This window comes from Sphingomonas sp. Ell38C01 (assembly GCF_055231975.1).
The window spans coordinates 1,054,784-1,080,736 of sequence record NZ_JBUYVA010000001.1 but is presented as its reverse complement, the minus strand read 5'-3'; the positions used below and the strand labels follow the sequence as shown (position 1 = coordinate 1,080,736).

The following is a 25,953-nucleotide window of genomic DNA, read 5'->3' as shown; positions in this document are numbered from 1 at the left end:
GCACAGGATCATCGTTGCGGCGCCCGCGTCAACGGGGTTGAGGCCGGAGCCGGTGTCGGTGGCGGCAGGATCCGCCCGTCGCACGCGCGCCCGTTCGCGGCCTCGCGCAGCCGCACCGCGCCGACGATCGCGCGCGCCTCCGCCAACCGCCGCTCGCCGCGCCACGTCCAGCTCCGCCAGTCGCGCTGCACCTCGACGGTCCAGCCTTCCGCCTCGGTCCGCAGATACGCCAGCCGGTCGCGCAGCCGCGGATCGCGCGCGTGCCGCTCCAGCGTCGCGAGCGGCACCAGCGCCGACGCCCCCAGCTGCGCCATGTAGCACAGGTCCAGCGGCGGCCCCGCGCGCCCCTTCGCCAGCGCCACCCGCGCGTTCCACGCCGCCGTCGCGGTGCCCAGATCCACCACGCTCGCCACCGCCAGCACCAGCGTCGCCGCCGCCGCGTTCGCGTTGACCAGCCACGCCGCGGAGCGCCCGGCGATCAGCCGCCACCCGATCAGCACCAGCCCGATCGCAACCAGCGCCATCCATGCCAGCGCCGCCAGCCGCAGCTCGGTCATCCCGTAGGCCTCGACATAGTCGAGCGTGCGCAGCGTGCTCGATGCGACGAGCAGCACGTTCTGCGCGATCCACAGCGTCACCAGCCTGCGTACCCACGGCGCCGCCGCGCCCGCGCTTCCGGGCCGGAGCGCGACGAGGACAAACCCGCCCGCCAGCAGCGCGGTCACGATCAGCGGATACGCCCCCTGGTGCGCATACGCCGCCATCGTCACCCCCTCGGGCAACGCCGCGCCGCTCCACAGAAACGCAAGGTCGAGCGCGTTCTGCCCGGCGAAGATCGCGTTGAAGACGACCAGCGACAGCGTCAGCGTCGCCAGCGGCGGATCGAGCACGTCCGCCGACCACGGCAGCGCGACCCGGAGCGCCGCGGTCGTCGACCTTGCCGGCCGCAGCGCGGGCCACACCACCGCGATCGTCGCGCCCGCCAGCAGCGTCCGCCACGTCGCCTCCCACGCATCGGGCGGCGCGATCCTCGCCAGCGCATTGCCGATCAGCGGATTGGCACTCGCGAACAACGCGACGAACACCGCCCCGCCCGCCACCGGCAGCACCAGCAGCGCAAGGACGCCGACCGCCCCCGATCGCGCCTCCGCACGCCGCAAGCGCGTTGCCAGGGCCGCATCGCGCACCGGCGCGACCAACCCGCTCAGCGCATGCCACGCCAGCCGCGCGCCCCACGCCGCCGCGCTATCGAACCCCCGCCGCGGCAACAGCGCCGCCAGCGACAGCGCCGCCCAGAACATCGCCCAGGCCAGCACGCCCGGATCGTCGACCAGCACCACCGCGAACCCCGCCGCGGCCAGCGCGGCCACACACGCCCCCCGGTCCCGCCGCACCGCAGACCGCGCCAGCAGCAGCACCGCGAGCCACGCCAGCGCGAACGCGCCGACGACTGACCCCAATGCACTGCCGTCGACCAGCCACTCGGCCAGCCCCACCATCGCCGCAGCCCCCGCCAGCTTCCCCCGAATCCCGGACCGTCCAAGCATTGTCGTCTCCTATCGCTCGGACACGACAATGCGCGCCGGACATCCGCGCGCGATGGCGACGATGACGCGGATCGCGTGGGGAACCGGTGCAGATCGAGTGCAAGCCGCGACACGCGCGCACCGCTGCGGTATCGACCAAGCGATGACGCCCGCTCCCACCGACCCGGCCGCGCTGATCGCGGCGCTGCGCACGATCGCAGGCCCACGCCACGTCCTGACGACCCCGCGCGCCACGCTGCGCTATCGCCGCGGCTGGCGCGCGGGCGAGGGCGACGCGCTCGCGGTCGTCCGCCCGGGATCGCTCGTCGAGCTGTGGCGCGTCGTGCAGGCCTGCGTCGCGGCGGACGCGATCGTCATCGTCCAGGCCGCCAACACCGGGCTCACCGGCGGCTCGACCCCCGACGATCGCCTGCCGCCGGGCGTCGTGATCGTCAGCACAACGCGCGTCGACCGGCTACACCTGATCGACGCCGGCCGGCAGGTCGTCGCGCTCCCCGGCGCGACGCTGTTCCAGCTCGAGCGTGCGCTCCGCCCGATCGGGCGCGAGCCGCATTCGGTGATCGGTTCGTCCTGCTTCGGCGCGTCGGTGGTCGGCGGCGTCTGCAACAATTCGGGCGGCTCTCTCGTCCGCCGCGGCCCCGCCTATACCGAGCTGGCTCTGTTCGCGCAGGTCGCCGCCGACGGCACGCTGGCGCTGGTCAACCGCCTCGGCATCGATCTGGGCGACGAACCAGAAACGATGCTCGCCCGCCTCGAGTCCGGGCATTTCGCCGCCCCACCCGCGAGCGCCCCAGCCTCGGACCGTGACTATGCCACGCACGTTCGCGACATCGACGCCGCCACCCCCGCCCGCTTCAACGCCGACCCGCGCAGGCTCGCCGACGCCTCGGGCAGCGCAGGACGCGTGATCGTCTTCGCGGTCCGGCTGGACACCTTTCCGGCCGATACTGGCGGCGCGACCTTCTACATCGGCACCGACGACGCCGACGCGCTGGCGACGTTGCGCCGCCGCATGCTCGCCGGCGACGCCGCGCTTCCGATCGCGGCGGAATATCTCCACCGCGACACGTTCGACATCGCCGAACGCTATGGCCGCGACACCTTCGCCGCGATCCGCCTGCTCGGCACCGACCGACTGCCTGCGCTCTATGCGGCGAAGGCGCGCATCGATGGCGTTGGCGCTGGTCTCGGCATCGCCGACGCATCCGATCGCCTTCTTCAGCGGCTCGGCCGCCTTCTTCCGGCGCACCTGCCACCGCGCCTGCGGCTGTGGCGCGACCGCTACGAGCATCACCTGATCCTGAAAGTCGCCGACGACGGGCTCGCCGACACCCGCGCGCTTCTCGCCGAGACGTTCGCCGATGCCGCGTTCGAATGCACCGCGGACGAGGCCGCCAAGGCGTTCCTCCACCGCTTCGTCGCGGCGGGCGCTGCGGTCCGCTACCGCGCGATCGAGCGCGAGCGCGTCGGCGAGATCGTCGCGCTCGACGTCGCGCTTCCCCGCAACGCCCGCGCCTGGTTCGGCGAGATCCCAACGGACGTCGCGCCGTCGATCGCCGTCACGCTTCGCTACGGCCACTTCTTCTGCCACGTCTTCCACCGCGACCACGTCGTCCTCCGCGGCCATGATCCCGTGCAGGTGAAACGCCGCCTGCTCGACGCGCTGGACGCCCAAGGGGCCGAATATCCCGCGGAGCACAATGTCGGTCGCCAATACCGCGCCAAGCCCGCGCTCGCCCGCTTCTATCGTCGCCTCGATCCACGCAACCGCTTCAATCCCGGGATCGGCATGACCTCGACTGCCCCGGACTGGATCGATCACGATCCGCCCGGCGTCTCGACCAGTTCGACGATCTCGAACGCATAGCGCCGCCACCCGCGTTGCGCCGCCGCCTCGTCCGCGGCGGTGCGCTTGCGCCGCGCCTCGGCAATCGACTTGGCGTGGCCCCAGAACACCTCGGTCTTGCCGTTCGCCAGGTCGGCCACGATTCGCCAATAGTGCGTGTAGGCGACCGAGGTCGGTCCGATCGTCTTCACGTACCCGTCGGGCAGCGTAGCCGTCAGATAGCGCTTCCTGGCCATCGCCGCCCTCGTCGATCTGGTACGGTCATGCCGGCTCCATCACCGACAGGATGTCGTCGACACTTCCCACCGCGAACGCCGTATACTCGTCGCCGATCGCATAGGGTAGCAGGATCCGCCGGCCGTTCAGCATCCCGCCGCAGCTGTAGGTGACGTTCGGCACATAGCCGCCGCGCTGCTCGGCGCTCGGAAACAGCAAGGGCGAAGGCGTCCGCGCCAGCACCTTCGACGGATCGTCCTTGTCGAGCAGGCACGCGCCGATGCAATAGCCGCGCACCATCCCGACACCGTGGGTGAACACCAGCCACCCTTCGTCGATCTCGATCGGCGATCCGCAATTGCCCAGCTGGACGAACTCCCACGGATATCTGGGCGCCATGATCGGCTCCCCCGTCTCCCATGTGTCGAGATCGTTTGACCGGCAGAGCCAGATATTCTCGCTATCCTGCCGGCCCAGCATCACGAACTGCCCGCCGATCCGGCGCGGGAACAGCGCCATGCCCTTGTACCCCGTCATCGCGCCGTCCAGCTTGCGCATCTCGAACGTGCGCAGGTCGATCCCGCGCAACATTTCCTGCCGCGCATGCTGGCCATCGAAGGCGGTATAGGTGCCGATGATGCTCTTCACCCCGTCATGATCGGTGAAGTTGACGAGCCGCAGGTCCTCCACGCCCTGGCGCTGGCTGGGCAGGACGGGGAAGATCACCGTCTCCGACACGTCCTCGCTGTCCTCGCAGACCAGCCGGACCCAGCCCGCGTCGTCGCGTTCGATCTGCGGCGGCACCCCGTGCGCGCTGGGCGGATCGATCGTCACGGCGCCATCCGCCGCCCACTCGCCCGTCCGGTAGGTGACGGACGAGATATGCCCTTCGCCGATCCCGCGCAGCGCCAGCAGGAATCGCACGCCCGCGCCGTCGGTCTGCTCTTCGTCGGGAAGCCGGACAATGCTCGGGTTGAACAGCGCCGCGGATTCGAACGCATATTCCTGGCTGAGATACGCCCCGATCAGCAACCGGTCGCACTCGGTCACCTCCGGGTCGCCTATCGTGTCCTTCATCTCCTCGTATCGCCGCAGGAAGATGTCCTCGGCGTTGCGGTGCCGCTCGAGCATCGGCTCGCGCAACAGCTCGAGCATCCGCGCACGCATCGCCGGATCGAGCGCCAGAACGCGATCGGTCACGATCTTCAGCCGGTTTTCGCGCCCGTCGCGAAACGCTTCGGGATATTCGAACGCGAAGGGCCGGATGACGGTCCGCGACGGATCGGGCTTCAGCTCGATATCGAGCGTCGTGAAAACGTCTGCGGCCTTCATGGGATCTCCATCACGATGGTGGCGCGGAACTGTCGCGCACGATGATAGCGAACGCGGCCCGTCTTAGGTCCATCCCGGAACGAATGCGACTCTGCCGTCACCCGACTGGCGGTTTCGGGTTGCGACGATCGGCGGTCTCGGCAAGGGATCGGCGCACCAACCGGGGACTGTATCATCATGGCCAGCGGCCTTATCGCTCTGCTCGACGACATCGCCGCGATCGCGCGGCTCGCCGCCGCCTCGCTCGATGACGTGGCCGCGGCTTCGATGAAGGCGTCGTCGAAGGCGATGGGAGTCGTCGTCGACGATGCCGCGGTCACGCCGAAATACGTCTCCGGCCTGTCCCCCGCGCGCGAACTGCCGATCATCTGGCGGATCGCGAAGGGATCGCTGCGCAACAAGCTGCTGTTCCTGCTGCCCGGCGCGCTGCTGCTGAGCGCGTTCGTGCCGTGGCTCATCACCCCGATCCTGATGCTCGGCGGGCTCTACCTGAGCTACGAGGGCGCGGAGAAGCTGATCGAGGCGGTGACCGGCCATGGCCACGCCGCCGCAGAGGACCTTGCCGGGCAGACCCCCGAGGCGATCGAGGCCCAGAAGATCGGCGGCGCGATCCGCACCGACCTGATCCTGTCGGCGGAGATCATGGCGATCGCGCTGTCCGAAGTGTCGGAACAGCCGATCGCGACGCAGGCCGCGGCGCTCGTCGGGGTGTCGATCCTCATCACCGCCGGCGTCTACGGCGTCGTCGGGCTGATCGTGAAAATGGACGATATCGGCCTGCACCTGGCCGGGCGGCAGAGCGGCGCGGCGCAGCGCGTCGGCCGCGCGCTGGTTGCGGCGATGCCCGTCGTGCTCGCGATCCTCGCCAAGGTGGGCACCGTCGCGATGCTGTGGGTGGGCGGCGGCATCCTCGTCCACGGACTGGAGGCGTTCCATCTCGGCGCGATCCCGCACGCCGCGCACGTCGTCGCCGATGCGATCGCCGGCATCATGCCGTTCGCGCCGGGGTTCGGCGCATGGCTGGGCTTCGCGATCGCATCGGGGCTGGTCGGCATCGTCGCGGGCGGGGTGCTCGCGCTCCTCGTCCCGCGGGTGCTGGCGCTGTTCGGCAAGCGTCACGGCTGAGCGTCAGCGCGCGGTTTCCCGCGCGATGAGCGCCGCCGCCTCGGCCTTCGCCGCGTCCGGCCTGCTCTCCCCCGAGGCGACGTCATCGGCGATCAGCATCAGTTCGTGCCCGGTCGTGGACCCGTTCGCCGCGTCTTCCTTCAGCGTCAGGCCCCGGCCGCTCGCGATCGCGCGGTCCCAGTCAGCGCGCACTGCCGCCCAATACGCCTTCGTCCCGCCCCAATAGGCATCCGCGGCGGCGACCGGAAAGTTGGTCGCGGGCGCATAGGTGTTGACGACATATTCGTGGACGAAGGTCACCGCCTTGCCGTCCTTGGCCCCGATCTTTGCATTGTCCTGTTCATGCACCCAGCCCGCCGGAGTCAGGACGTGCCTGTTCGTCCCGACATAGTGATCGTAGGGCGGCAAGCGTGTCGCATCGCGCCGCGCCAGCGGGCGCCGCGTCTCGTCGCTCGTCCAGCGCGTCGCCCCGTCGTCATAGCGCCAGCGCCCGATGCCGCCGTAGCGCGGCGAATCGTCGGTCTGCCACACCGTCTGCGACCATGCGCCGGCGCGCTCCGCCTTGGGCACCGCACGCAGCGTCCAGCGGCCGGGCGCTGCATAGACGAGCACGCTTTCGGGTTGCCACGTCCAGTCCTGCCGCCAGTGCTTGATGACCATCGGCTTGCCGCCCTTATCGTTGGCGTCCACGACCAGGAGGTGCTGGAGCACCACATGCTCCGGCGTGTCGACGATCGCGCGCACCACCTCGTGCCCGCCGCTCAGCTTGGCGGGATACGGCGTGTAGCCTGCGACCAGCGGGGTCGTCTCGCGCATGTCGAACGTCACCTTCCACGTTCCCGCCATCGCCAGGATCGCGGCATGATCGCGCGCGCGGTCGCCGTGCACGGCCTCCGACGCCTGCGCCGCGGCGGCGAATGGCAGGGCAGGCGCCGCGATCAGAAGCGCGGCGACGAGGAACGGGGAACGGATCATCGGGGACCTCACAGGCTGAGCGAGAACGAGACGCCGGCGTTGCGGCCGGGCTGCGAATAGGCGTCGCGAACGATCGAGGTGGAGGTGAGCCCGCGCACGTCGCTCCACCAGAAATACTTGCGATCGGTGACGTTGAAGACGCCCGCGCGCACCGTCGCATGATCCATCACGCGCAGCGACGCGGTGGCGTCGAGGATCCAGAACCCCGGCGGGGTGAAGCATGCCGTCGTCGCGGTGTTGCAACTGTTGCTCGTGTCCGACAGGCGCTTGCCCGCCGAATGCGTCGCGACGATTTCGGCACGTAGCGGCCCCGTCTCCGGCTGGTAGAACGCGCCGACCACGAGCTTGACCGGCTCGACGCTGTCGAGCGGCTGCGTGCCCGCCACCCCCGCCGTCCGCATCGCGCCCTTCGCATAGGAGGCCGCCGCCCGCACCCCGAGGCCGATCGGCAGCCGCACCTCGCCGCGCGCCTCCAGCCCCTCGATCGTCACCCGGCCGCGGTTGATATACTGGTACACCGCAGGGTTCGCCGCGGTGAACGCGCCCGCGATCTGCACCTGATCGATGAAGTCGCGGAACCGGCTGCTGAACGCCGTCCCGCTCAGCGACCATGCCGCGCCGTTCAGCCGCACCCCGCCCTCGACGCTGCGGCTCGTCTCGGGTCGCAGGTCCGGGTTGGGGATCGAGCGGTAGTTGGAGACGAGGTTGGCGAAGCCGTTGTTGATCTGGTTCGGCTCGGGCGGCTTGAACCCTTGCGCATAGTTGGCGAACAACCGGATGCCTTCCGTCAGCTTCGCGACCGCGCCGATCCGTGGCGTCACCTTCGATCCGCTCTGCCCGCGCGGGACGAAGGTGGTGAACAGCGGATCGGATTGCGGCGAGAGCTTGTAGTGATCGTACCGGATCGCGGGAAACACGGTCAGCAGCCCGTCGGCGATCGCGATCTCGTCTTGCCCGAACACGCCCGCCAGTTCGTAATCGGTCTTCGGGAAAGCGCGCGTGGGATAGGTTTCGCCCGCAGGCGGCACGGTGCCGTCTCGCACACCCGTCTGGCGGGTGTGCGAGTAGTCGGCGCCATAGGCGAACAGGTGCGTCACGGGCCCGGCCGTCGCGCGACTCTCCAGTTGGAGCATGCCGCCATAGACGGTGTTGTCGAACCGGTTGATGCGGATCCGGTCGGCGGCGGTGTTGCGATCCTCCGCCGCGCTCTGGAGCGTCGCGCTCTTCTGGAAATAGGCCGCCGCGCGCACCGCGCTGACGACGCCGCTGCCGGTATGGCGAACGTCGATCGTCCCGCGATCGCGCGCCGTCGTGTCGTACGCGGTTAACCCGATCACCGCGGTCGCGGCGAGCGGCGGCCTGGCGATCGCGCTCAACACGTCGGTGTCGACGGTCGACGCGAAACGCTCGTAGGTCAGCCGGATCCTACTGGACTCGTCGGGCGTCCAGACCAGCCGGCCTAGCAGCGCGTTCGACGCGATGTCCTGCGGGTTGGGCGTGGTGCGATCGGTGGTCGCGCTGTCGTTCCCGCCCTTGTTGTCGAGCGCATGGCCGTCGCGCCGGGTGTAGGACAGCATCGCCTGCACGTCGCCCGTGCGCCCGGCGACCACGAACCCCTTCACCCAGCTGTCGTCGGACGATTCATACCCGGCGCGCACACCGCCGCCGATCGTCCTGCCGTCCTTCAGGAAATCCTGCGGGTCCCTGGTGATGAAGCTCACCGCGCCTGCCACGCCGTCGCTGCCGTAGAGCGCGGACGCCGGCCCGCGCAGGATCTCGACCGATTTCAGCAGGTCGAGGTCGACATAGTCGCCGCGCCCCACCGATTGCGCGCCGAAGCTGAATGCGTCGGGCACGCGCACGCCGTCGACGGTGATGAGGACGCGGTTGCCCTCCAGCCCGCGGATGTTGAACCCGCTGTCGCGGTCGCGCCCGGTCGCGGAACCCGCCGCGGTGAACCGCGCCGGCGCCCGTCGAACCGCAACGCCCGGTTCGTAGCGGACCAGATCCTTGATGTCGGACACGAAGCGGTCCTCGATCGTCTTCGCGTCGATCACGGAGACGGTCGCCGGTGCATCCTCGACGGGTGTGTCGGTACGCGTCGCGGTGACGGTGATCTCGCGCTCGCGCTCGTCCGTGTTGTCCGGCGTCGCGGTCGTACCGGGGGAGGACGCGGCGCCGGTCGACGCCGCGGCGGTGCCGACGCCCGTCACGGCACTTCCTACTACGAAGGCGAGCGGCGCAATGCCCTGCATCAGATGAGTCAATTTCATGTCGGGTCCCCGCTTTCTGCGGCGCTTGCTAGTGCGAGTCATTCTCGTTATCAAGTTTTATCGAAACGGGAGCAGAATGCTGATACGGATCGGCGGAGGACGACTACCCGTGTGGACATTGGCGCTTGGCGGCGCGGCACTTGGCATCATGGCGATCGCGACACCGGTCGCGGCGCACATGCCCTACGTGCTCCCCAGCGTGTTCGACGCGACCGGACGCGATCGCGTCTCGGTCACCGCCGCCTTCACCGAAGACGCCTTCCGACCCGAAATCGCGATGAAGGACGCGCCGTTCGAGATCACCGGCCCCGACGGCAGCACCGCCCGCCTGCCCGAGGCTGCGGCAATGCGCGACCAGACGCTGGTCGAAGGCAGCGCTCCCCGGTGACGGCCTCTACCGCATCTCGTCGGGACAGCGCGTCGGCCGGATGGGGCGCATGTACAAGTCGGGCGGTGTCTGGACGATCGTCGGCGAGGGCGCCGCGCCGCCCGCGGGCGCGACGCTGGTCGATGTCCGCAGCACCACGCTCGCCGATGCCTATGTCGTCCGCGGCAAGCCCGGTGCACCGGGCGCGCTGAGGCCGCGCGGCAAGGCGCTGGAGTTGCATCCGCTCGGCGATCCGACCGCCTACACCCCCGGCAACGCCGCCTGGTTCGAGATCCTGTACGACGGCATGCCCCTGCCCGGCGCGGCGGTGACGCTGTTCCGCGAGGCGGGCTATTATGACGGCCGCAAGCAGGTCGCGACGGCTAACGCGGATGCGGCCGGCGCGCTGTCGTTCACCCCCGTCGATGCGGGCCGCTACCTGATGCTCGTCCGCCACCGCACCGAAACCGCGCGCGGCACCCATACCAGCTTCACCGTCACGCTGGCGTTCGAGGTGGCGTAGGGCGCGTCGTCCGGGCGGCCACCGCCCTCATCCGCCCCCGCCAGTTCGCGAGGTGGGCGCCCGCCAGCAAGAGGCTCCCCGCGACGGTCAGGGTCGTCTCGATCACCTCACGGCTCGCGAGAGCCACGCCCACGGCCATCGCCATGAGCCCAACGACCCCCATAGCCACCGGCGCGAACCCGCGATGCCGCCGCCACCCGCCGACCAGCGCCACCGCGCTGGTCGGCACCGCGAGCGCCAGCACGATCGCGTGGAACGCCTCGCCCGGATCGAGCCACCCCGCCAGGGCCGGCAACGCCGCAAGCAGGATCGGCAACGCGAGACAGTGCAGCATGCACAGCCCCGAGGCGCACATCGCCGCGCCGTCGAGCAGGTCGTCGCGCGTCCGGACAACGCCCGGTCCGGTTGTCGCCATCTGGTCCCCGTCTGCCATGATCGCCCCCTCCCGATCGCTTGCCCACCGCGGCCCGTCGACATTCCTTAAATGATATAGTATATCATCAATTCAATATTCGACTTTAAGAAAGGCGCACGGATGACATCGAGCCCGGTCGAGTGCTGCGACACCGTCGCGAGCGGCGACGACATCGCCGTCCTCGACATGATCGCACACCCCCACGTCCATCTCGCCGTCTGGCGCGGGACGCTCCCGGAGGCGCTGGCCGGGCTCGCCGATCTCGACTGGGGCTCGATCGACGACATCGCGGAAACCATCGCCGTCGCTGCCTTCGCCGAAGAGACGGGGACGCTCGCCGCCGCCGCCGGCTATCCACGCCCCGCCGCGCTGGCCCGCGCGATCGCGCCGCTGGCGACGCGGTTCGCCGCGATCATGCGGTGCGAGCGTCTGCGCTTCCGGCTGGAAGTGATCGAGACCGACGCGTGCCGCAAATTCCACGCCGATCAGGTCGCCGCCCGCCTCCTCATGCCGCTCGTGGGCCCCGGGACGCAGTGGTGCCGCGCAGCCACGGACGCGCCGATCCACCAGCTCCGGACCGGCGAGGTCGCGCTCTTCAAGGGCCGGCTCTGGGCAGCGGCGCCCGCCATCCTCCACCGCTCGCCCCCCGTCGCGACCACCCGCATCACCCGCCTGTTGCTCGCGATCGACCCGCTGGCGCCCGATGGCGGTCCCGCCGGCGCGCCCGCCTGATGCGGTCTATGCCACGCCGAACGGCACCACGTGATTGGTCTGGGTATGCCCGATCTCCGCGCGCCCCAGGTACGGCACCCCCATTTCGTCCGCCCAGCGCCGGAGCATGAACTCCAGCGTCTCGCCCCATTCCGGGGTATTGGGCTTCACCGCGGTCACCGCGCCCAGCCGGATGCCCGCGATCCCCTTCAGCTGCGTCGCATGCGCCATGTGCCACAGCAGCCGGTCGACATTGTACAGCGCCTCCGACACCTCCTCGACGATCAGGACGTGGTCGGTCAGGTCGGGCAGGTACGGCGTCCCGACCAGCGCGCCGAGGATCGAGAGGTTGAACGCCGCCGCCGGCCGGCCGTCGAGCCCGGGCTCCAGCCCCTGCCGGTCGCCGCGCGCCATCCAGCCCAGCGCGCGCGCCACCGTCGCATCGCCGTCCTTGCGCCGCGCATCGCCCACCATCGGCCCGTGGCACGGCCGCCCGATCCGCCGGGCATAGAGCGCGCCGAGCAGGAAGCCCATGTCCGAATAGCCCAGATAGATCTTGTGCCGTGCATTGGCGTTCAGCTGCGGCATCACCAGCGGCAGGATCCGGTTCGATCCGTAGCCGCCCCGCGCGAACCAGATCGCGTCGAACGCCGCATCGTTCGCGAATTCCAGGAACGCCGCAGCGCGCACCGCGTCGCTGCCGGCGAAATGTCCGTCGACGGCCCAGCATTGCGGATGGAAGACCAGATCCACCTCAGGATACGCCACCGCCGCGAAGCCCGAGGCTGGCGCGACGATATCCGGGTTGCCGAGACTGGCGGGAGACACGATTCCGATCTTCACGACGCTACCCCGTTGCCCGCCTGCGCACAGCGCGATAGCGCGAGCGGATGCACGACGGCAACATCCACACCGATATGGCGAACGCGATCGCGGGCCGGCGCGTCTTCCTCGTCGGCATCGGCGGCTCGGGGATGATGCCGCTCGCGATGATCCTCCACGGCCGTGGCGCGATCGTCGAGGGCTCGGATCGCGGGCTCGACCAGGGCCGCGTGCCCGCCAAGTTCGACGCGTTGCGTGCGCTCGGCATCGCGCTTCATCCGCAGGACGGCAACGGCATCCGGTCAGCGGACCAGACCGTGGTCGCCTCCGCCGCGGTCGAGGACGACGTCCCCGATATCGTTCGCGCGACCGCGCTGGGCTGCCCCCGCCTCAGTCGTGCGGAGCTCAATGCCGCGCTGTTCAACGCCGCCACGCTTCCGATCGGCGTGGCTGGGACCAGCGGCAAGTCTACCGTAACCGGCATGATCGGCTGGATCCTTCACGCGCTGGGTCGCGATCCCACCGTGATGAACGGTGCGGTGATGAAGAACTTCGTGCGGCCCGATGCGCCGTTCGCCAGCGCGCTCGTCGGCACGGGCGCGTGCCACGTCAGCGAGGTGGACGAAAGCGACGGATCGATCGCGCTCTACGCCCCGCGCGTCGCGGTGCTCAACAATGTCAGCCTCGACCACAAGTCGATCGAGGAACTCAACGCGCTGTTCGCGGCGTTTCTCGGCAAGGCGGCGCATGCGGTGGTCAACATCGACAATGCCGACGCAGCGATACTTGCGATGCAGTTGCCCCCCGCCCGTCTGCTGACGGTCGCGATCGATCGCGACGCGGGGTTGCGTGCGTTCGACATCGTGGAGGCGCCCGACGGCGTGACCTTCACCGTTTCGCATGGCGGCGCACGCGCGTCTGTGGCGCTCAGGGTGCCCGGCCGCCACAATGTGTCGAATGCGCTCGCCGCGATCGGCGCGGTGCTCGCGACCGGCGCGACGCTCGCCGAGACCGCAGCGGCGATCGGCGGCTTCGCGGGGCTCAAGCGCCGGTTCGAGATCGTCGGCACCGCGCGAGGGATCACCGTGATCGACGACTTCGGGCACAATCCCGACAAGATCGCCGCGACGCTCGACACGCTCCACGCCTTTCCCGGCCGCATCCTCGCGCTGTTCCAGCCGCACGGCTACGGCCCGCTCAAGGTGATGCGCCGCGAGCTCGTCGCGATGTTCGCGGGCAAGCTCTCGGCGGGGGACCTGCTGGTGCTGCCCGATCCCGTCTATCAGGGCGGCACCACCGCCCGCGACGTGACGAGCGCGGATATCGTCCGCGACCTCGCGGTGGCAGGTGGCGCGGCGCTCCACATCGCGGATCGCGCGGCAGCCGCGGCGCATCTCGTCGCGCTTGCGCAGCCCGGTGACCGGATCGTCGTGATGGGCGCGCGCGACGACACGCTGAGCGCGCTGGCGGCGGAGATGCTGGCGAATATCGCCGCACGACGCTAAAGGCGTCCTACGCAACGCAAGGACCCGCCGATGTTCCGCCGCCTCTTCCTCGACCATCCCGCCTCGGTCGGCGAAAGCTATACCGAGCATTTCGGCGTAGCGTCGCGGTTCGGGTTCACGATGGTGAAGGGCGGGCTCGGCTGCATGCTCCACGCCGCGCTCCCGTTCGTGTGCCGGACGCGCGGATCGGACACGGTCGCGAAGCTCCACGCCGAGATGGTCGCCAAGCGCAGCGCAGCGCGCAACGCGCAGACGCAGATGACGACGGTCGAATACATCATCTGACCAGGCCGTTCGGCGCGACGGGGGACGACGACGACCGGCGCGTCTGATAGGGGCGCCGCCATGACCGACACGTCCCGCCCCAACCTCGCCTATCATCATACGCCAGGCGCCTCGCCGACGCTCGTCTTCCTTCCCGGCTACGCGTCCGACATGACGGGCACGAAGGCGATCGCGGTCGAGGCGTGGGCCAAGGCGCACGGGCAGGCGGTGCTACGCTTCGACTATGCCGGCTGCGGCGCCAGCGAGGGCGCGTTCGCCGAGCAGACGCTGGCGGGCTGGCGCGACGACGTCGTCGCGATGCTCGATTCGGTCGTCGAGGGGCCGGCCGTGCTGATCGGATCGTCGATGGGTGGATGGCTGATGCTACTGGCCGCGCTCGCCCGCCCCGCACAGGTCGTCGGGTTGGTCGGCATCGCCGCCGCGGCGGACTTCACCGACTGGGGCTTCACCGTCGACGAGAAGATGACGCTGCTCCAGAACGGCAGGCTGGAACGCGCCAACCCCTACGGCCCCGAACCGACGCTCTACACCCGCGCCTTCTGGTCCTCGGGTGAGGCGAACCGCGTGATGTTCGGCGAGATCGCGTTCGACGGCCCCGTCCGCCTGCTCCACGGCCAGCGCGACGCCGAGGTGCCGCACGTCCGCAGCCTGCGTCTCGCCGAGCTGCTCCGTTCAGCCGACGTGCAGACGTGGCTGGTCAAGGACGGCGACCACCGCCTGTCACGCGATACGGACATCGCGCTGCTCCTCCGGGCGATCGAGGATGTGCTGAGCCGCCTATGATCCTGACCCTCCTCGCGCTCCAGGCCGCGACCGTGCCCGTTTCGCCGGACCAGCGCCGTGCGCACTGCGCCGACCTCGTCGCGACAGACCCCGCCGCCGCGGAGGCCGAGGCCAGGCGGTGGCGGATCTCGGGCGGCGGCGTGCCTGCGCGCCAGTGTCTCGGGCTCGCGCTCGCGGCGCAGTCCAGGTTCGCGCCGGCCGCAGAGGCGTTCGAGGCGGCGGCACGCGAAGCAGAGGTCGCAAAGTCGAAGGACGCCGCAACCTACTGGGCGCAGGCCGGCAATGCGCGCCTCGCCGCGGGCGATCCGACGAAGGCGCGAACCGCGCTCGATGCTGCGCTGGCGGGCGGGACGTTGCTCGGGCTCGAACTGGGCGAGGCGCGGCTCGACCGCGCCCGCGCGCTGGTCGCGACGGACGAGATGGACGCCGCACGCACCGATATCGATCTGGCGCTCGGTGCCGCCTCCGACGATCCGCTTGCATGGCTGCTGTCCGCGACGCTCGCGCGGCGGATGCGGGACACGCCGCGTGCGAGCAAGGATATTGCCGAAGCGCTCAAGCGCGCGCCCGACGACGCGCAGGTCCAGCTCGAGGCGGGCAACATCGCGGCGTTGCGTCGTGACGAGGCGGGCGCGAAGCGGGCCTGGGCGGAAGCCGTCCGGCTCGCCCCGACCGCGCCGGCCGGGCGATCCGCCCGCGCCGCACTCGCGCAGTTCGAGACACCGGAACCAAGATGAGGTCCGCCGCGCTTTCTCTTCCGACGAATCAGCCACAGGACCGCACATGAACTATCTCCACACGATGATCCGCGTCACCGATCCGGATACGACGATCGCGTTCTTCGAGGTGCTGGGCCTCAAGGAAGTCCGCCGCATGGAAAACGAGAAGGGCCGCTTCACGCTGATCTTTCTCGCCACGCCCGAGGACATGAACGCGTCTGGCGAACGCGCGAAGGCCGAGGTGGAGCTGACCCACAATTGGGATCCGGAGGAGTATTCGGGCGGGCGCAACTTCGGCCATCTCGCCTACCGCGTCGAGAATATCTACGAGACCTGTCAGCGCGTGCTCGACGCGGGGTATATCGTCCATCGCCCTCCCCGCGACGGCCACATGGCGTTCGTGAAGACCCCCGACGGCATCTCGATCGAACTGCTCCAGAACGGCCAGCTCGAACCAGCCGAGCCGTGGCTGTCGATGCCGAATACCGGAAGCTGGTGATGCCGTTCGAGATCGTCCGCGTCCCCGTCCTCAGCGACAATTACAGCTGGCTGGTGCATGACGGGGCCAGCGGGGCGACGATGGTGGTCGATCCGGGCGAGGCCGCACCGGTGCAGGCCGCCGCCGCCGACCGGGGATGGACGATCGATACGGTCTGGATCACGCACTGGCACCCCGATCACACCGGCGGCAACACGGCGCTGAAGGCTGCCGGCGCCCGCGTGATCGGTCCAGAGTCGGAACGGGCGAAGATCCCCACGCTCGACGACGGGGTTGCCGATGGCGACACTGTGACCCTTGGCGATCACGTCGCCACCGTGCTCGACGTACCGGGACACACCGCCGGCCATATCGCGTTCCACTTCGCCGAAGACGACGCGATCTTCACCGGCGACACGCTGTTCGCGATGGGTTGCGGGCGCTTGTTCGAGGGCGACGCTGCGCAGATGTTCGCCAACCTGCAGCGTTTTGCCGCGCTGTCCGACGACACGCAGGTCTATTGCGGCCACGAATATACCCAGTCGAACGGCCGCTACGCGCTGGTCGCGGAGCCGGGCAACGAAGCGATCGCGGCGCGGATGCGTGAGGTCGACGCAGCGCGAGGGGCCGGCGAGGCGACGGTGCCGACGACGATCGGCGCGGAAAGGGCGACCAACCCGTTCCTCCGCGCCGACAGCGCCGCGCGCCTCGCGGAGCTTCGGCGCGGAAAGGATGAATTCCGCGGTTGAAAGGCGTAAGGGACAAACCACGGGGGCCGAGGAGATGACGATGCGTATCCTGTCAATGGTCCCGATCCTGGCGTTGGCGGCCTGCGCCACGACCCCCGCCGATACCGCCCGATCGCAACAGGTGGCAGCGTCCGACAACGAAAAGCTGGGTAAGGCGCTTGCAGGGCTCACCCCGGGCGAGCCGGTCAATTGCATCAACGAGCGGACGCCGCGGACCTCGCTCACCGCGATCGGGCCGAAGCTGTTGTACCGGGTCAGCCGCGGCCTGGTCTATGTCAACGAGACGACCGGCGGGTGCGAGGGCGTGGCGCGTGACGACGTGCTGGTCACGCGGTCCTTCTCGGGCGGGTTGTGTCGCGGCGACATGGCGCAGACCTTCGCACGTCCCGCGCAGATCCCGACCGGGGGCTGCGCGCTGGGCGCCTTCACGCCGTGGCGCGCAGCCCGGTGAAGGCCGCGCTTGCCGCACTCGCGCTGGCCGCGGTGCCGGCCGGGGCGGCGGACACCAGCCTGCTCGCGGGGCGGATTCCTGGCACAGCCACCGACTGCATCGACCCATCGAGCGCCAACGGGCCGACGATCCTCGATGCGACGACGATTCTATATCGCCAGTCGGGCCGGCGCATCTGGCGCACCGGCCCCGATGGCGCCTGCCCGTCGCTCGGCCCGCAGAAGACGCTGATCGTCGAGATCTGGGGCGGGCGCCTGTGCCGCGGGGACCGGTTCCGCGTGCTCGAACCCGGCACGACCATCCCCTCGGGCTATTGCCGGTTCACCGCATTCGTCCCGTACGACCTGCCTGCCGGGAAGCGATAACCCGCCGCTACAGCACGAACCGGCTGAGATCGGTGTTCCGCGCCACGCTCGCCAGCTGCCGGTCAACATAGGCCGCATCGATCGTCAGCGACGTACCCTTGCGATCCTCCGCATCGAAGCTGACTTCTTCGAGCAGCTTTTCCATCACCGTCTGCAACCGGCGCGCGCCGATATTCTCGATCTCGCCGTTCACTTCGGCGGCGATGCGCGCGATCGCGCGGATCGCATCCGGGGTAAAGTCGATCGTCACGCCCTCGGTCGCGATCAGCGCGGTGTACTGCGCGGGCAGCGACGCCTTGGTGTCCGACAGAATCGCGACGAAATCGTCCTCGGTCAGCCCCTTCAGCTCGACGCGGATCGGCAGCCGCCCCTGAAGCTCGGGCAACAGGTCGCTCGGCTTGGCGACATGGAACGCGCCCGACGCGATGAACAGGATATGGTCGGTCTTCATCGGCCCGTATTTGGTCGCGACCGTCGTGCCCTCGATCAGCGGCAGCAGGTCGCGCTGGACGCCCTCGCGACTCACGGAGCCGCCACCGCGCTGTTCGGACATCGCGATCTTGTCGATCTCGTCGAGGAAGACGATGCCGTTCGCCTCCGCATCCGCCAGCGCGACGCGGCTGACCTCGTCCTGGTCGAGCCGCTTGTCCGCCTCCTCCTCGACCAGCTTTTCCCAAGCCGCCGGCACGGTCAGCTTGCGGCGCTTGGGGGTTCCGCCACTGCCGAACGCCTTCATCATCTCGCCGAGGTTCAGCATCTGCGGCGCGCCACCCGGCACCTCGAACGGCATCTGCGGCGCCTGTTGCAGCTCCAGCTCGATCTCGGTCTGGTCGAGATGCCCGTCGCGGAAGCGCTGGCGAAAGCTCTCGCGCGTCGCCTCGCTCGCGCCCTTGCCGGTCAGCGCGTCGAGCAGCCGCACCATCGCCGCTTCCTCCGCCTTGTCTTTCACCGCGAGGCGGCGTCGCTCCTTCTCCAGCCGGATCGCCTCCTCGACGAGGTCGCGCGCGATCTGCTCGACGTCACGGCCGACATAGCCCACCTCGGTGAACTTCGTCGCCTCGACCTTCACGAACGGCGCATCGGCCAGTTTGGCCAGACGCCGGCTGATCTCGGTCTTGCCGCACCCCGTCGGCCCGATCATCAGGATGTTCTTCGGCGTCACCTCGTCGCGCAGGTCCGCCGAGAGCTGCTGCCGCCGCCAGCGGTTGCGCAGCGCCACCGCGACCGCGCGCTTGGCGTCGCGCTGCCCGATGATGTGCGCGTCGAGCGCGGCGACGATGGCCTTGGGGGTGAGGAAGTCGGTCATTTTTGTCTCACTCCCCTCCCGCTTGCGGGAAGGGTCGGGGGTGGGCGCCCGGCTAACCACGGACGATATCGCTTGGGTTTGAGCGCGAGCCCACCCCCGACCCCTCCCGCAGGCGGGAGGGGGGAAGAAGATCAGGTCGCGCTGTCCATGCTCTCCATGGTCAGCCTGTCGTTGGTATAGACGCACAGCTCGCCCGCGATCGCCATCGCCTTGCGGCACACGGTCTCGGCGTCCTGCTCATATTCGACCAGCGCGCGCGCAGCGGCGAGCGCATAGTTGCCACCCGAGCCGATCGCGGCGACCCCGGCCTCGGGCTCCAGCACGTCGCCATTGCCCGTCAGGATCAGCGTCACGTCCTTGTCGGCGACGATCATCATCGCCTCGAGGTTGCGCAGATACTTGTCGGTCCGCCAGTCCTTGGCAAGTTCGACCGCGGCGCGCAGCAGCTGGCCCTGGTGCGCCTCCAGCTTGCGCTCCAGCCGCTCGAACAGCGTGAAGGCGTCCGCGGTCGCGCCCGCGAACCCGCCGATCACCTTTCCGTCCGCACCCAGTCGGCGGACCTTGCGCGCGTTGGGCTTCATCACGGTCTGCCCCATCGAGACCTGCCCGTCGCCGATGACGACGACCTTGCCGTTCCGCCGGACCGAAAGGATGGTGGTGCCGTGCCAGACCGGCGCGGCGTGCGCATTGGTGTTCCCGCTCATGGAGGCGATGTAGGTGCGGGCCGGGCGGGCGCAATGCCCCCCGTTATCCGCGCGCAGGCGGGAATCCACCTCGTGTCGTTTGGTCTGACGCAACCGTCGCGCTCGTCGAGGCCGCAGGAGATGGATCCCCGCCTTCACGGGGATGACGAGGTGCTGAAGGGATGGACGGCGCTACTTCACCCGCCCCTTCCCCCATTCGCGCGCGACGGTATAGCCGAGATAGCCGGTGCCGAAGAGCGCGTAGAGCGGCTCGGGCAGCGCGTTGAGATAGGCCGTCATGCCCTTCGCGATCGCCTCCGCCGCGGCCGGGCGGATCGCGGCGATCAGCCCCATCGGGATCGACCAGAGCAGCAACGCATACATCACGTAGAGAAAGCCCGGCCGCGCGCGCGCGGTCCACGCGTCGGACGACTGCGCGTCGGCGAGGATCGCCGCCATCTGCGCCTGCGCGCGCGCCAGCTCCTGCGTGCCCTCCAGCCGCAGCAGTTCGAGCTTTGCCGCATCGCGCGCGGCGGGATCGGGGATGATCTTGTCGAGCAGCCCGGCGACGGGGGCGACGAGTCCTTCGATGAATGCCATGTCGAATCCTGATCTGGAAGTTGTCAAAGTTGCCGCTACGTCAGCGCCTAACCGATCCGGTTCGCGAGCCACCCGTAAAGGAAGGCCTCGTTCGCCGGGCGCCGTTCCGCCAGCGCGAGATACCGTTCGCCCTGAAGCGCCTCGATCGCCTTGACGAGCACGCGCTCACCGTTTGCGCGGCGGGCGAGGAAGGCGTCGAGCGCGGCGAGCGTCTGCGCGCCGATGCGGCCGTCGAGCGCGACATCGGGATAGTCGTTCGCGCCCCGGTTGAGCGCGTTCAGCGCGCGCTGGAGGAACCCGATCGCGACGGCGGGCCCCATGTTGACGCCGGTGTCGAACAGTTCTTCCGCCAGTGTGGGCGCGCGCGCGGCGACGCGGTCGACGCCCGGGCGCGTCCAGTAGAGGCGACAGTAGATCGCGGCGGCCTGCCCGCGCGGAAAGTCGCGCATCTCGCCGGCATAGCCATCCGCGCGCGCGACCGCCTCGGTAATGCCGTAGCGTGTGGCACCGCCACGGTCCGCGGGGTGGTCTACATACCCGCCCTCGCGATCGATCACCGCGTCGATCAGGCCCTCGATAGTCATGCTTCCTGCCCCTCTGTTGAGAAGAGAATATAACCTATTTGGAACAATGTAGGACAATGCCAATGGCGACGGAACGCTCGTCCACGCAAGTTGTTGAGATCGCGAGCATTCCCGAAAGATCATCGACCATGACAAAGTCCCCCGTCCGCTACACCCCACACGTCGAGATGATCGCCGACGACGAGGCCGGCACGGTCGCCGAACTGAACGAGACCTTCGACACGATCCTCGAGCGGACCGCGGAGGATTACGGCCGCGCGGTGCGTGCCGTGCATGCCAAGGGGCACGCGCTGATCCGTGGGACGCTGACGATCGACAACGACCTGCCGCCCGAGCTGAAGCAGGGATTGTTCGCACAGGGCGGCGAACACGCGGTGCTGATGCGGATCTCGACCAATCCGGGCGACATCCTCGACGATGCGATCTCGCTGCCGCGCGGGCTGGCGGTGAAGGTGCTCGATGTCGAGGGCGAACGACTGCCGGGCGCCGAGGGCCGGACGCAGGATTTCGTGATGGTGAACGGCACCGTCTTCCAGGCGAGGACGGCGAAGAAATTCGCGTCCAATCTCAAGCTGCTGGCGAAGACGACCGATCGCGCGGAGGGCGCGAAGAAAGCGCTGTCCGCAGTGCTGCGCGGCGTCAGCAGCGCACTGTCCGCGGTCGGCGTTGAGAGTGCGACGATCAACACGCTGGGCGGCGCGCCCAATGTCCACCCGCTGGGCGAGACCTATTACAGCGTCACCCCGTTCCGCTACGGCGACCATATCGCGAAGTTCAGCATCGCGCCCCATGCCGGCGAGATGCTCGCACTGACCGGTCGCGAGATCGACGCGTCGGACGACCGCGACGCGATCCGCGACGTGATGCGGCAGGACATGCAGGCGATCGCACCGGTGTGGGAGGTTCGCGTCCAGCTCTGTCGCGATCTCGACGCGCAGCCGATCGAGGACCCGACGGTAGAGTGGGACGAAGCGGACGCCCCCTTCGTCCGCGTCGGCACGATCCGCGCCGACCGGCAGGACAGCTGGAGCGACGACCGCGTCCGCGAGATCGACGAGGCGACTCGGTTCAGCGTGTGGACCGGACTCGCGGCGCACCGGCCGCTCGGCAACATCAACCGCGCCCGCCGCGACGTATACCGGCACTCCGCCGATTTCCGCGCGGCACGCAACGGTTGCCCGATGCACGAGCCCGCATGACGATTGCGATGCGTCCGCCACGGGCGCATCACCCCGACCGAAGACGTGAAGGACTGCGCGAATGGCCGATCGGGACGACATGACGGGATATGATGGTCCGGCAGGCGGTTGGGGATCGGTCAAGGGGATCGCGCAGACATTGCTGCGCGAGCGCAACCGGCCATCAGTGCTCGCCGAGCTGGCGCGGCAGAACAAGCAGGGCGGGTTCGCGTGCACCTCGTGCGCCTGGGGCAAGCCAGCCAAGCCGCATCCGTTCGAATTCTGCGAGAACGGCGCGAAGGCCACCTTGTGGGAGCTGACCCCGAAGCGCGCGACGCCCGCCTTCTTCGCGCAGCACAGCGTGACCGAACTGCGGACATGGCGCGACTTCGACCTCGAGGAGGAGGGCCGCCTCACCCACCCGATGCGCTACGACGCGTCGCTCGACCATTATGTCGAATGTACGTGGGACGAGGCGTTCGCGGCGATCGGCGCGGAGCTTAAGGCGATCGATCCGAAACGCTCGGTTTTCTACGCCTCGGGCCGCGCCAGCCTCGAGACGTCGTATCTCTGGGCGCTGTTCGCGCGGCTCTACGGGCACAACAACCTGCCCGATTCGTCGAACATGTGTCACGAGACGACGTCGGTCGCGCTCAAGACACTCATCGGATCGCCGGTCGGGACGTGCGTGCTCGACGATTTCGAGCATTGCGACGCGCTGTTCTTCTTCGGGCAGAACACCGGATCAAACAGCCCGCGTTTCCTCCACCCGCTGCGCGACGCGGTGAAGCGCGGGTGCCGGATCGTGACGTTCAACCCGGTCAAGGAGCCGGGGCTGGAATCCTTCACCGATCCGCAGAACCCGCTCGAGATGGTGACGGGCAAGCGCACCACGATCAGCCAGCAATATCACCAGGTGAAGGCGGGCGGTGACATCGCCGCGATCATGGGGCTGGCCAAGCATGTGCTGGCGGCGGAGGACGCCAAATACGCCGCGGACGGCACGCATATCCTCGATGTCGATTTCATCGCTCAGCACACCACCGGGTTCGACGACTTCGCCACGAAGGTGCGCGCGACGGCGTGGGAGGATATCGAGGCGGAGAGCGGGCTAAGCCGCACGGCGTTGGGCGAGGCTGCGCAGGTCTATATTGAATCCGAGAGGTGCATCGCGATCTACGGCATGGGGCTGACGCAGCATGTCGGCGGGTTCGACAATCTGGCGATGCTGACGAACCTGATGCTGATGCGCGGGAATATTGGGCGCGAGGGTGCGGGCATCTCGCCGGTGCGCGGGCATTCGAACGTGCAGGGACAGCGCACGGTCGGCATCTCCGAGAAACCCGAGCTGGTGCCGATGGACAGGCTGAGGGAGATTTTCGGGTTCGATCCGCCGATGGAGCAGGGCTTCACGACCGTCACCGCGTGCGAGGCGATCATCGCGCGAGAGGTCGACGCGTTCGTGTCGCTGGGGGGCAATTTCCTGCGCGCGGTGCCCGAGCAGGCGAAGATGGAAGCGGCGTGGCCCGACATGCGGCTGACCGTCCAGATCGCGACGAAGCTCAACCGCAGCCACCTCATCAACGGCGAGGTCGCCTATCTGCTGCCGTGCCTGGGCCGGACCGAGGCGGACGTACAGGGCGGCGTGCGCCAGACCGTCAGCGTCGAGGACACGTTCAGCCACATCCACGCCTCCGAAGGCCGCCACGCGCCCGCGAGCGACACGCTGCGCTCCGAACTGGCGATCGTCGCAGGCATCGCGAAGGCGACGCTCGCACCCAATCCCAATGTCCATTGGGATGCGTGGACCGCGGACTATGCCGAGGTCCGCGCGCTGATCGAGCGGACCTATCCCGAACAGTTCCACGGCTATGAGACACGCATGCGCGAGGCGGGCGGCTTCTACCGCGGCAACAGCGCACGCGAACGGGTGTGGAAGACCGAGAGCGGCAAGGCCGGCTTCACCACGGTCGAGCGCCTTTCGGCGATGGGCGTCGGCGATGCCGAGGGGCGCTACCGGCTCATCACGATGCGCTCGAACGACCAGTTCAACACGACGATCTACGGCTATGACGACCGCTTCCGCGGGATCAAGGGCACGCGCCACGTGCTGCTGATGAACCCGAAGGAGATCGCCGCGCGGGGGCTTCGCGGCGGACAGGTCATCACGCTGGTCGGCGATGCGGACGATGGCGAGACACGCCGCGTGGAGGGTCTGACGGTGACGCCGTTCGCCCTTCCCGACGGTTGCGTCGGCGGATATTATCCCGAGATGAACCCGCTGATGCCGCTATGGCTCCACGACCGCGAATCGCACACCCCCGCGGCGAAGGGCGTGCCGGTGCGCATCGAGGCGTGACGCCCGCGTCGGGGAATGGTGGGTTCACGCGGATCGGCGCGGACGGGTCGCGCGGGCCGGTATCGCGAACGGTCGCGGAGGAGCGGGCGGTCGCGATCGAGATCGGCGGGATCGGCTATGCGGTGCTGATGGCGACACCCGACGCGCTCGAGGATCTGGCATACGGGTTCCTGCTGTCGGAGCGGATGATCGAAGCCGCGGCGGACGTGCGCGACCTTGATGTGCACCGGAGCGAGGCCGGGATGATCGTACGCGTGACGCTCGATCGCGCGCGCGAGGGCCGCGTGCGGCGGCGCGCGTCGGACAGCGCCTGCGGGCTGTGCGGGGTGGAGAATCTCGAGCAGGCGCTGCGCCCCTTGCCCCGCGTGACCGCGCCGTGCGGCGCGGACGATGCGGCCGTGTTCGGCGCGCTGGCGGCGCTGGCGGACCACCAGCCGCTGGGCCGCGCGACCGGGGCGACGCATGCTGCGGCGCTGTGTGCGGCGGACGGCGCGATCCGCCTGGTCCGCGAGGATGTCGGGCGGCACAACGCGTTCGACAAGCTGATCGGCGCGATGCTGCGCGGGGGGCTGGCGTGGAACGGCGGGTTCGCGCTGCTGTCCTCGCGGTGCTCGTACGAACTGGTCGAGAAGGCGGTGCTCGGCGGGTGCCCGATGCTCGTCACGATCTCCGCGCCGACGTCGCTGGCGATCGCGCGCGCGGCGGCGTCGGGGCTGGCGCTGCGCGTGCTGGCGCGCGGCGATTCGATGCTCGTGCCGTGATGCCCCCCAATAAGGTTCTGGGCGCGGTGCTCGCGGGCGGGAAGGCGTCGCGGTTCGGGAGCGACAAGGCCTTGGCGCTGCTCGACGGACGGGCGCTGATCGACTGGACGATCGCGGCGATGGCGCCGCAGGTCGATGCGATCGTCGTGTGCGGGCGCGCGCATGGGGATCACGCGTGGGTCGCGGATCGACCGGGACCGGAGCTTGGGCCGCTGGCCGGGATCGCGGCGGCGCTCGCCTATGCCGCGCAGGCCGGGTTCGCGCGGGTGGTGACGGTGCCGTGCGATGCGCCGCGATTGCCACGCGACCTTGTCGCGCAGTTGGGTGAACGCGTCGCCTATGTCGCCGAGATGCCGGTGATCGGGGTCTGGCCCACGGCACTCGGTCCCTCGCTGGACGCGCATCTCGCGCGCGATGCACGGCGGTCGATCCGGGGGTGGGCGGAGGTCGCGGGCGCGGTGCCGGTGCGGCTCCGCGAGGCGCTCGCCAACATCAACACATGCGATGATCTGGCGCGATTGCGGGGCGACTGACGACCGCGAAACCGGCCGCACGGATGCGCGTTTCGGGTAGCGTTGCAGGGGACGATGCGATGTTGCGTGGAGACAAGAGCACCTATACCGACAAGCAGAAGCGCAAGGCCGCGCATATCGAGCAGGGCTATGAGGAGCGCGGCGTTCCCGAGGCCGAGGCGGAGGCACGCGCATGGGCGACGGTGAACAAGGACAGCGGCGGGGGGAACCTGTCGGGATCCGGGCGGGGGAAGCCCGATACGAATGCACCGGCACGAAAGGCCCGCGCGGCAGCGGATCGGAGTGCGGCGGCGATGAGGGGATGGGAGACGCGGCGCAAGAAGGCGGGTGCTTGAACAAACCATATTTCGGAGGCTCGCCGTACCCCGGCGAAGGCCGGGGTCCAGCCCATACGGGACACTCGCGCGGTAGCGCGATCGCGCTACCGCGCGAGATCTTCGCTTGGGCTGGGCCCCGGCCTTA

At 69.4% G+C, this 25,953-nt stretch carries 29 protein-coding genes; 18 read left to right on the top strand and 11 right to left on the bottom strand.

Annotation, left to right across the window (positions count from 1 at the left end; all coding sequences use genetic code 11):
- Positions 1-8: 8 nt before the first annotated feature.
- Positions 9-1,547, bottom strand: coding sequence for a DUF4153 domain-containing protein (locus ACV7NO_RS05155; protein ID WP_463404948.1), 1,539 nt, complete (start codon positions 1,545-1,547; stop codon positions 9-11).
- Between the two features lie 142 nt (positions 1,548-1,689).
- Here ACV7NO_RS05155 and dld point away from each other — a divergent pair, with 142 nt between their 5' ends.
- A complete protein-coding gene (dld, locus tag ACV7NO_RS05150) occupies positions 1,690-3,414 on the top strand; it encodes a D-lactate dehydrogenase (protein ID WP_463404947.1) in 1,725 nt (574 codons plus the stop codon).
- Here dld and ACV7NO_RS05145 read toward each other — a convergent pair.
- Positions 3,366-3,629, bottom strand: a complete 264-nt coding sequence (locus ACV7NO_RS05145; protein WP_463404946.1) for a hypothetical protein — start codon at positions 3,627-3,629, stop codon at positions 3,366-3,368. The genes dld and ACV7NO_RS05145 overlap by 49 nt on opposite strands.
- Positions 3,630-3,654: 25 nt before the next feature.
- Positions 3,655-4,941, bottom strand: a complete 1,287-nt coding sequence (locus ACV7NO_RS05140; RefSeq protein ID WP_463404945.1) for a glycoside hydrolase family 130 protein — start codon at positions 4,939-4,941, stop codon at positions 3,655-3,657.
- A 177-nt stretch (positions 4,942-5,118) separates the two neighbouring features.
- On the opposite strand from ACV7NO_RS05140, the gene ACV7NO_RS05135 reads away from it, so the two are divergent.
- Positions 5,119-6,066: a DUF808 domain-containing protein gene (locus ACV7NO_RS05135; RefSeq protein WP_463404944.1), complete on the top strand. Its 948-nt coding sequence runs from the start codon at positions 5,119-5,121 to the stop codon at positions 6,064-6,066.
- A gap of 3 nt (positions 6,067-6,069) precedes the next feature.
- Here the strand turns inward: ACV7NO_RS05135 and ACV7NO_RS05130 are convergent, their stop codons facing one another.
- Both ACV7NO_RS05130 and ACV7NO_RS05125 read right to left on the bottom strand, forming a co-directional pair.
- A complete protein-coding gene (locus tag ACV7NO_RS05130) occupies positions 6,070-7,041 on the bottom strand; it encodes a DUF6607 family protein (RefSeq protein ID WP_463404943.1) in 972 nt (323 codons plus the stop codon).
- Positions 7,042-7,049: 8 nt separating this feature from the next.
- Entirely contained in the window at positions 7,050-9,314 is a 2,265-nt protein-coding gene (locus ACV7NO_RS05125; RefSeq protein WP_463404942.1) for a TonB-dependent hemoglobin/transferrin/lactoferrin family receptor, read from the bottom strand.
- 109 nt (positions 9,315-9,423) lie between these two features.
- Here ACV7NO_RS05125 and ACV7NO_RS05120 point away from each other — a divergent pair, with 109 nt between their 5' ends.
- Positions 9,424-9,702 carry a hypothetical protein gene (locus tag ACV7NO_RS05120; RefSeq protein WP_463404941.1) on the top strand — a complete coding sequence of 93 codons (279 nt, stop codon included), beginning with the start codon at positions 9,424-9,426 and terminating at the stop codon, positions 9,700-9,702.
- A gap of 40 nt (positions 9,703-9,742) precedes the next feature.
- Positions 9,743-10,204 (top strand): DUF4198 domain-containing protein, encoded by a 462-nt coding sequence (locus ACV7NO_RS05115; protein ID WP_463404940.1) that lies wholly within the window; start codon positions 9,743-9,745, stop codon positions 10,202-10,204.
- Here the strand turns inward: ACV7NO_RS05115 and ACV7NO_RS05110 are convergent.
- On the bottom strand, positions 10,179-10,637 hold the full coding sequence (locus ACV7NO_RS05110; RefSeq protein ID WP_463404939.1) for a MerC domain-containing protein: 459 nt from the start codon (positions 10,635-10,637) through the stop codon (positions 10,179-10,181). The genes ACV7NO_RS05115 and ACV7NO_RS05110 overlap by 26 nt on opposite strands.
- Before the next feature lie 102 nt (positions 10,638-10,739).
- On the opposite strand from ACV7NO_RS05110, the gene ACV7NO_RS05105 reads away from it, so the two are divergent.
- Positions 10,740-11,351: a DUF1826 domain-containing protein gene (locus ACV7NO_RS05105; protein WP_463404938.1), complete on the top strand. Its 612-nt coding sequence runs from the start codon at positions 10,740-10,742 to the stop codon at positions 11,349-11,351.
- Between the two features lie 6 nt (positions 11,352-11,357).
- Here ACV7NO_RS05105 and ACV7NO_RS05100 read toward each other — a convergent pair whose 3' ends face one another.
- Positions 11,358-12,173: an LD-carboxypeptidase gene (locus tag ACV7NO_RS05100; RefSeq protein WP_463404937.1), complete on the bottom strand. Its 816-nt coding sequence runs from the start codon at positions 12,171-12,173 to the stop codon at positions 11,358-11,360.
- Positions 12,174-12,220: 47 nt separating this feature from the next.
- Here ACV7NO_RS05100 and ACV7NO_RS05095 point away from each other — a divergent pair, with 47 nt between their 5' ends.
- Genes ACV7NO_RS05095 through ACV7NO_RS05060 form a run of 8 tightly spaced genes read left to right on the top strand, consistent with a single transcriptional unit; the run spans position 12,221 to position 17,487 of the window.
- Entirely contained in the window at positions 12,221-13,657 is a 1,437-nt protein-coding gene (locus ACV7NO_RS05095) for a UDP-N-acetylmuramate--L-alanine ligase (protein ID WP_463404936.1), read from the top strand.
- 30 nt (positions 13,658-13,687) lie between these two features.
- Positions 13,688-13,942: a DUF6356 family protein gene (locus ACV7NO_RS05090; RefSeq protein WP_463404935.1), complete on the top strand. Its 255-nt coding sequence runs from the start codon at positions 13,688-13,690 to the stop codon at positions 13,940-13,942.
- Positions 13,943-14,002: 60 nt separating this feature from the next.
- The gene (locus tag ACV7NO_RS05085) at positions 14,003-14,725 is read left to right on the top strand and encodes an alpha/beta fold hydrolase (RefSeq protein ID WP_463404934.1); all 723 of its coding nucleotides are present in this window, start codon (positions 14,003-14,005) and stop codon (positions 14,723-14,725) included.
- Complete coding sequence (locus ACV7NO_RS05080; RefSeq protein ID WP_463404933.1) at positions 14,722-15,462, top strand: tetratricopeptide repeat protein; 741 nt, start codon at positions 14,722-14,724, stop codon at positions 15,460-15,462. The genes ACV7NO_RS05085 and ACV7NO_RS05080 overlap by 4 nt, the downstream gene beginning before the upstream one ends.
- Positions 15,463-15,508: 46 nt before the next feature.
- Positions 15,509-15,943 (top strand): VOC family protein, encoded by a 435-nt coding sequence (locus ACV7NO_RS05075; RefSeq protein WP_463404932.1) that lies wholly within the window; start codon positions 15,509-15,511, stop codon positions 15,941-15,943.
- Positions 15,943-16,671: a hydroxyacylglutathione hydrolase gene (gene gloB, locus ACV7NO_RS05070; protein ID WP_463407280.1), complete on the top strand. Its 729-nt coding sequence runs from the start codon at positions 15,943-15,945 to the stop codon at positions 16,669-16,671. Before ACV7NO_RS05075 ends, gloB begins: the two co-directional genes overlap by 1 nt.
- 40 nt (positions 16,672-16,711) lie before the next feature.
- A complete protein-coding gene (locus ACV7NO_RS05065) occupies positions 16,712-17,122 on the top strand; it encodes a hypothetical protein (RefSeq protein WP_463404931.1) in 411 nt (136 codons plus the stop codon).
- Positions 17,104-17,487, top strand: coding sequence for a hypothetical protein (locus ACV7NO_RS05060; RefSeq protein WP_463404930.1), 384 nt, complete (start codon positions 17,104-17,106; stop codon positions 17,485-17,487). The genes ACV7NO_RS05065 and ACV7NO_RS05060 overlap by 19 nt, the downstream gene beginning before the upstream one ends.
- A gap of 7 nt (positions 17,488-17,494) precedes the next feature.
- Here the strand turns inward: ACV7NO_RS05060 and hslU are convergent, their stop codons facing one another.
- The 4 genes from hslU to ACV7NO_RS05040 all read right to left on the bottom strand — a co-directional run bounded on the left by hslU (position 17,495) and on the right by ACV7NO_RS05040 (position 20,660).
- Entirely contained in the window at positions 17,495-18,793 is a 1,299-nt protein-coding gene (hslU, locus tag ACV7NO_RS05055) for an ATP-dependent protease ATPase subunit HslU (RefSeq protein WP_463404929.1), read from the bottom strand.
- 131 nt (positions 18,794-18,924) lie between these two features.
- Positions 18,925-19,497: an ATP-dependent protease subunit HslV gene (hslV, locus tag ACV7NO_RS05050; RefSeq protein WP_463404928.1), complete on the bottom strand. Its 573-nt coding sequence runs from the start codon at positions 19,495-19,497 to the stop codon at positions 18,925-18,927.
- Positions 19,498-19,668: 171 nt separating this feature from the next.
- Entirely contained in the window at positions 19,669-20,076 is a 408-nt protein-coding gene (locus tag ACV7NO_RS05045; RefSeq protein WP_463404927.1) for a holin family protein, read from the bottom strand.
- 47 nt (positions 20,077-20,123) lie between these two features.
- A complete protein-coding gene (locus ACV7NO_RS05040) occupies positions 20,124-20,660 on the bottom strand; it encodes a glycoside hydrolase family 108 protein (RefSeq protein WP_463404926.1) in 537 nt (178 codons plus the stop codon).
- A gap of 128 nt (positions 20,661-20,788) precedes the next feature.
- On the opposite strand from ACV7NO_RS05040, the gene ACV7NO_RS05035 reads away from it, so the two are divergent.
- The 5 genes from ACV7NO_RS05035 to ACV7NO_RS05015 all read left to right on the top strand — a co-directional run bounded on the left by ACV7NO_RS05035 (position 20,789) and on the right by ACV7NO_RS05015 (position 25,826).
- Positions 20,789-21,859: a catalase family protein gene (locus tag ACV7NO_RS05035; RefSeq protein WP_463404925.1), complete on the top strand. Its 1,071-nt coding sequence runs from the start codon at positions 20,789-20,791 to the stop codon at positions 21,857-21,859.
- Positions 21,860-21,920: 61 nt separating this feature from the next.
- On the top strand, positions 21,921-24,197 hold the full coding sequence (locus tag ACV7NO_RS05030) for an FdhF/YdeP family oxidoreductase (RefSeq protein ID WP_463404924.1): 2,277 nt from the start codon (positions 21,921-21,923) through the stop codon (positions 24,195-24,197).
- Entirely contained in the window at positions 24,194-24,958 is a 765-nt protein-coding gene (gene fdhD, locus ACV7NO_RS05025; protein WP_463404923.1) for a formate dehydrogenase accessory sulfurtransferase FdhD, read from the top strand. Before ACV7NO_RS05030 ends, fdhD begins: the two co-directional genes overlap by 4 nt.
- Entirely contained in the window at positions 24,958-25,491 is a 534-nt protein-coding gene (mobA, locus tag ACV7NO_RS05020; protein ID WP_463404922.1) for a molybdenum cofactor guanylyltransferase, read from the top strand. The genes fdhD and mobA overlap by 1 nt, the downstream gene beginning before the upstream one ends.
- A 59-nt stretch (positions 25,492-25,550) precedes the next feature.
- Positions 25,551-25,826: a plasmid stabilization protein gene (locus ACV7NO_RS05015; protein WP_463404921.1), complete on the top strand. Its 276-nt coding sequence runs from the start codon at positions 25,551-25,553 to the stop codon at positions 25,824-25,826.
- The last annotated feature ends 127 nt before the right edge of the window (positions 25,827-25,953 follow it).

Excerpts from the sequence above, each read along its gene's own strand:
- ACV7NO_RS05155 (WP_463404948.1), bottom strand. The coding sequence starts at position 1,547 with ATGCTTGGACGGTCCGGGATTCGGGGGAAGCTGGCGGGGGCTGCGGCG.
- dld (WP_463404947.1), top strand. The coding sequence starts at position 1,690 with ATGACGCCCGCTCCCACCGACCCGGCCGCGCTGATCGCGGCGCTGCGC.
- ACV7NO_RS05145 (WP_463404946.1), bottom strand. The coding sequence starts at position 3,629 with ATGGCCAGGAAGCGCTATCTGACGGCTACGCTGCCCGACGGGTACGTG.
- ACV7NO_RS05140 (WP_463404945.1), bottom strand. The coding sequence starts at position 4,941 with ATGAAGGCCGCAGACGTTTTCACGACGCTCGATATCGAGCTGAAGCCC.
- ACV7NO_RS05135 (WP_463404944.1), top strand. The coding sequence starts at position 5,119 with ATGGCCAGCGGCCTTATCGCTCTGCTCGACGACATCGCCGCGATCGCG.
- ACV7NO_RS05130 (WP_463404943.1), bottom strand. The coding sequence starts at position 7,041 with ATGATCCGTTCCCCGTTCCTCGTCGCCGCGCTTCTGATCGCGGCGCCT.
- ACV7NO_RS05125 (WP_463404942.1), bottom strand. The coding sequence starts at position 9,314 with ATGAAATTGACTCATCTGATGCAGGGCATTGCGCCGCTCGCCTTCGTA.
- ACV7NO_RS05115 (WP_463404940.1), top strand. The coding sequence starts at position 9,743 with ATGGGGCGCATGTACAAGTCGGGCGGTGTCTGGACGATCGTCGGCGAG.
- ACV7NO_RS05110 (WP_463404939.1), bottom strand. The coding sequence starts at position 10,637 with ATGGCAGACGGGGACCAGATGGCGACAACCGGACCGGGCGTTGTCCGG.
- ACV7NO_RS05105 (WP_463404938.1), top strand. The coding sequence starts at position 10,740 with ATGACATCGAGCCCGGTCGAGTGCTGCGACACCGTCGCGAGCGGCGAC.
- ACV7NO_RS05095 (WP_463404936.1), top strand. The coding sequence starts at position 12,221 with ATGCACGACGGCAACATCCACACCGATATGGCGAACGCGATCGCGGGC.
- ACV7NO_RS05090 (WP_463404935.1), top strand. The coding sequence starts at position 13,688 with ATGTTCCGCCGCCTCTTCCTCGACCATCCCGCCTCGGTCGGCGAAAGC.
- ACV7NO_RS05085 (WP_463404934.1), top strand. The coding sequence starts at position 14,003 with ATGACCGACACGTCCCGCCCCAACCTCGCCTATCATCATACGCCAGGC.
- ACV7NO_RS05080 (WP_463404933.1), top strand. The coding sequence starts at position 14,722 with ATGATCCTGACCCTCCTCGCGCTCCAGGCCGCGACCGTGCCCGTTTCG.
- ACV7NO_RS05075 (WP_463404932.1), top strand. The coding sequence starts at position 15,509 with ATGAACTATCTCCACACGATGATCCGCGTCACCGATCCGGATACGACG.
- gloB (WP_463407280.1), top strand. The coding sequence starts at position 15,943 with ATGCCGTTCGAGATCGTCCGCGTCCCCGTCCTCAGCGACAATTACAGC.
- ACV7NO_RS05065 (WP_463404931.1), top strand. The coding sequence starts at position 16,712 with ATGCGTATCCTGTCAATGGTCCCGATCCTGGCGTTGGCGGCCTGCGCC.
- hslU (WP_463404929.1), bottom strand. The coding sequence starts at position 18,793 with ATGACCGACTTCCTCACCCCCAAGGCCATCGTCGCCGCGCTCGACGCG.
- hslV (WP_463404928.1), bottom strand. The coding sequence starts at position 19,497 with ATGAGCGGGAACACCAATGCGCACGCCGCGCCGGTCTGGCACGGCACC.
- ACV7NO_RS05045 (WP_463404927.1), bottom strand. The coding sequence starts at position 20,076 with ATGGCATTCATCGAAGGACTCGTCGCCCCCGTCGCCGGGCTGCTCGAC.
- ACV7NO_RS05040 (WP_463404926.1), bottom strand. The coding sequence starts at position 20,660 with ATGACTATCGAGGGCCTGATCGACGCGGTGATCGATCGCGAGGGCGGG.
- ACV7NO_RS05035 (WP_463404925.1), top strand. The coding sequence starts at position 20,789 with ATGACAAAGTCCCCCGTCCGCTACACCCCACACGTCGAGATGATCGCC.
- ACV7NO_RS05030 (WP_463404924.1), top strand. The coding sequence starts at position 21,921 with ATGGCCGATCGGGACGACATGACGGGATATGATGGTCCGGCAGGCGGT.
- mobA (WP_463404922.1), top strand. The coding sequence starts at position 24,958 with ATGCCCCCCAATAAGGTTCTGGGCGCGGTGCTCGCGGGCGGGAAGGCG.
- ACV7NO_RS05015 (WP_463404921.1), top strand. The coding sequence starts at position 25,551 with ATGTTGCGTGGAGACAAGAGCACCTATACCGACAAGCAGAAGCGCAAG.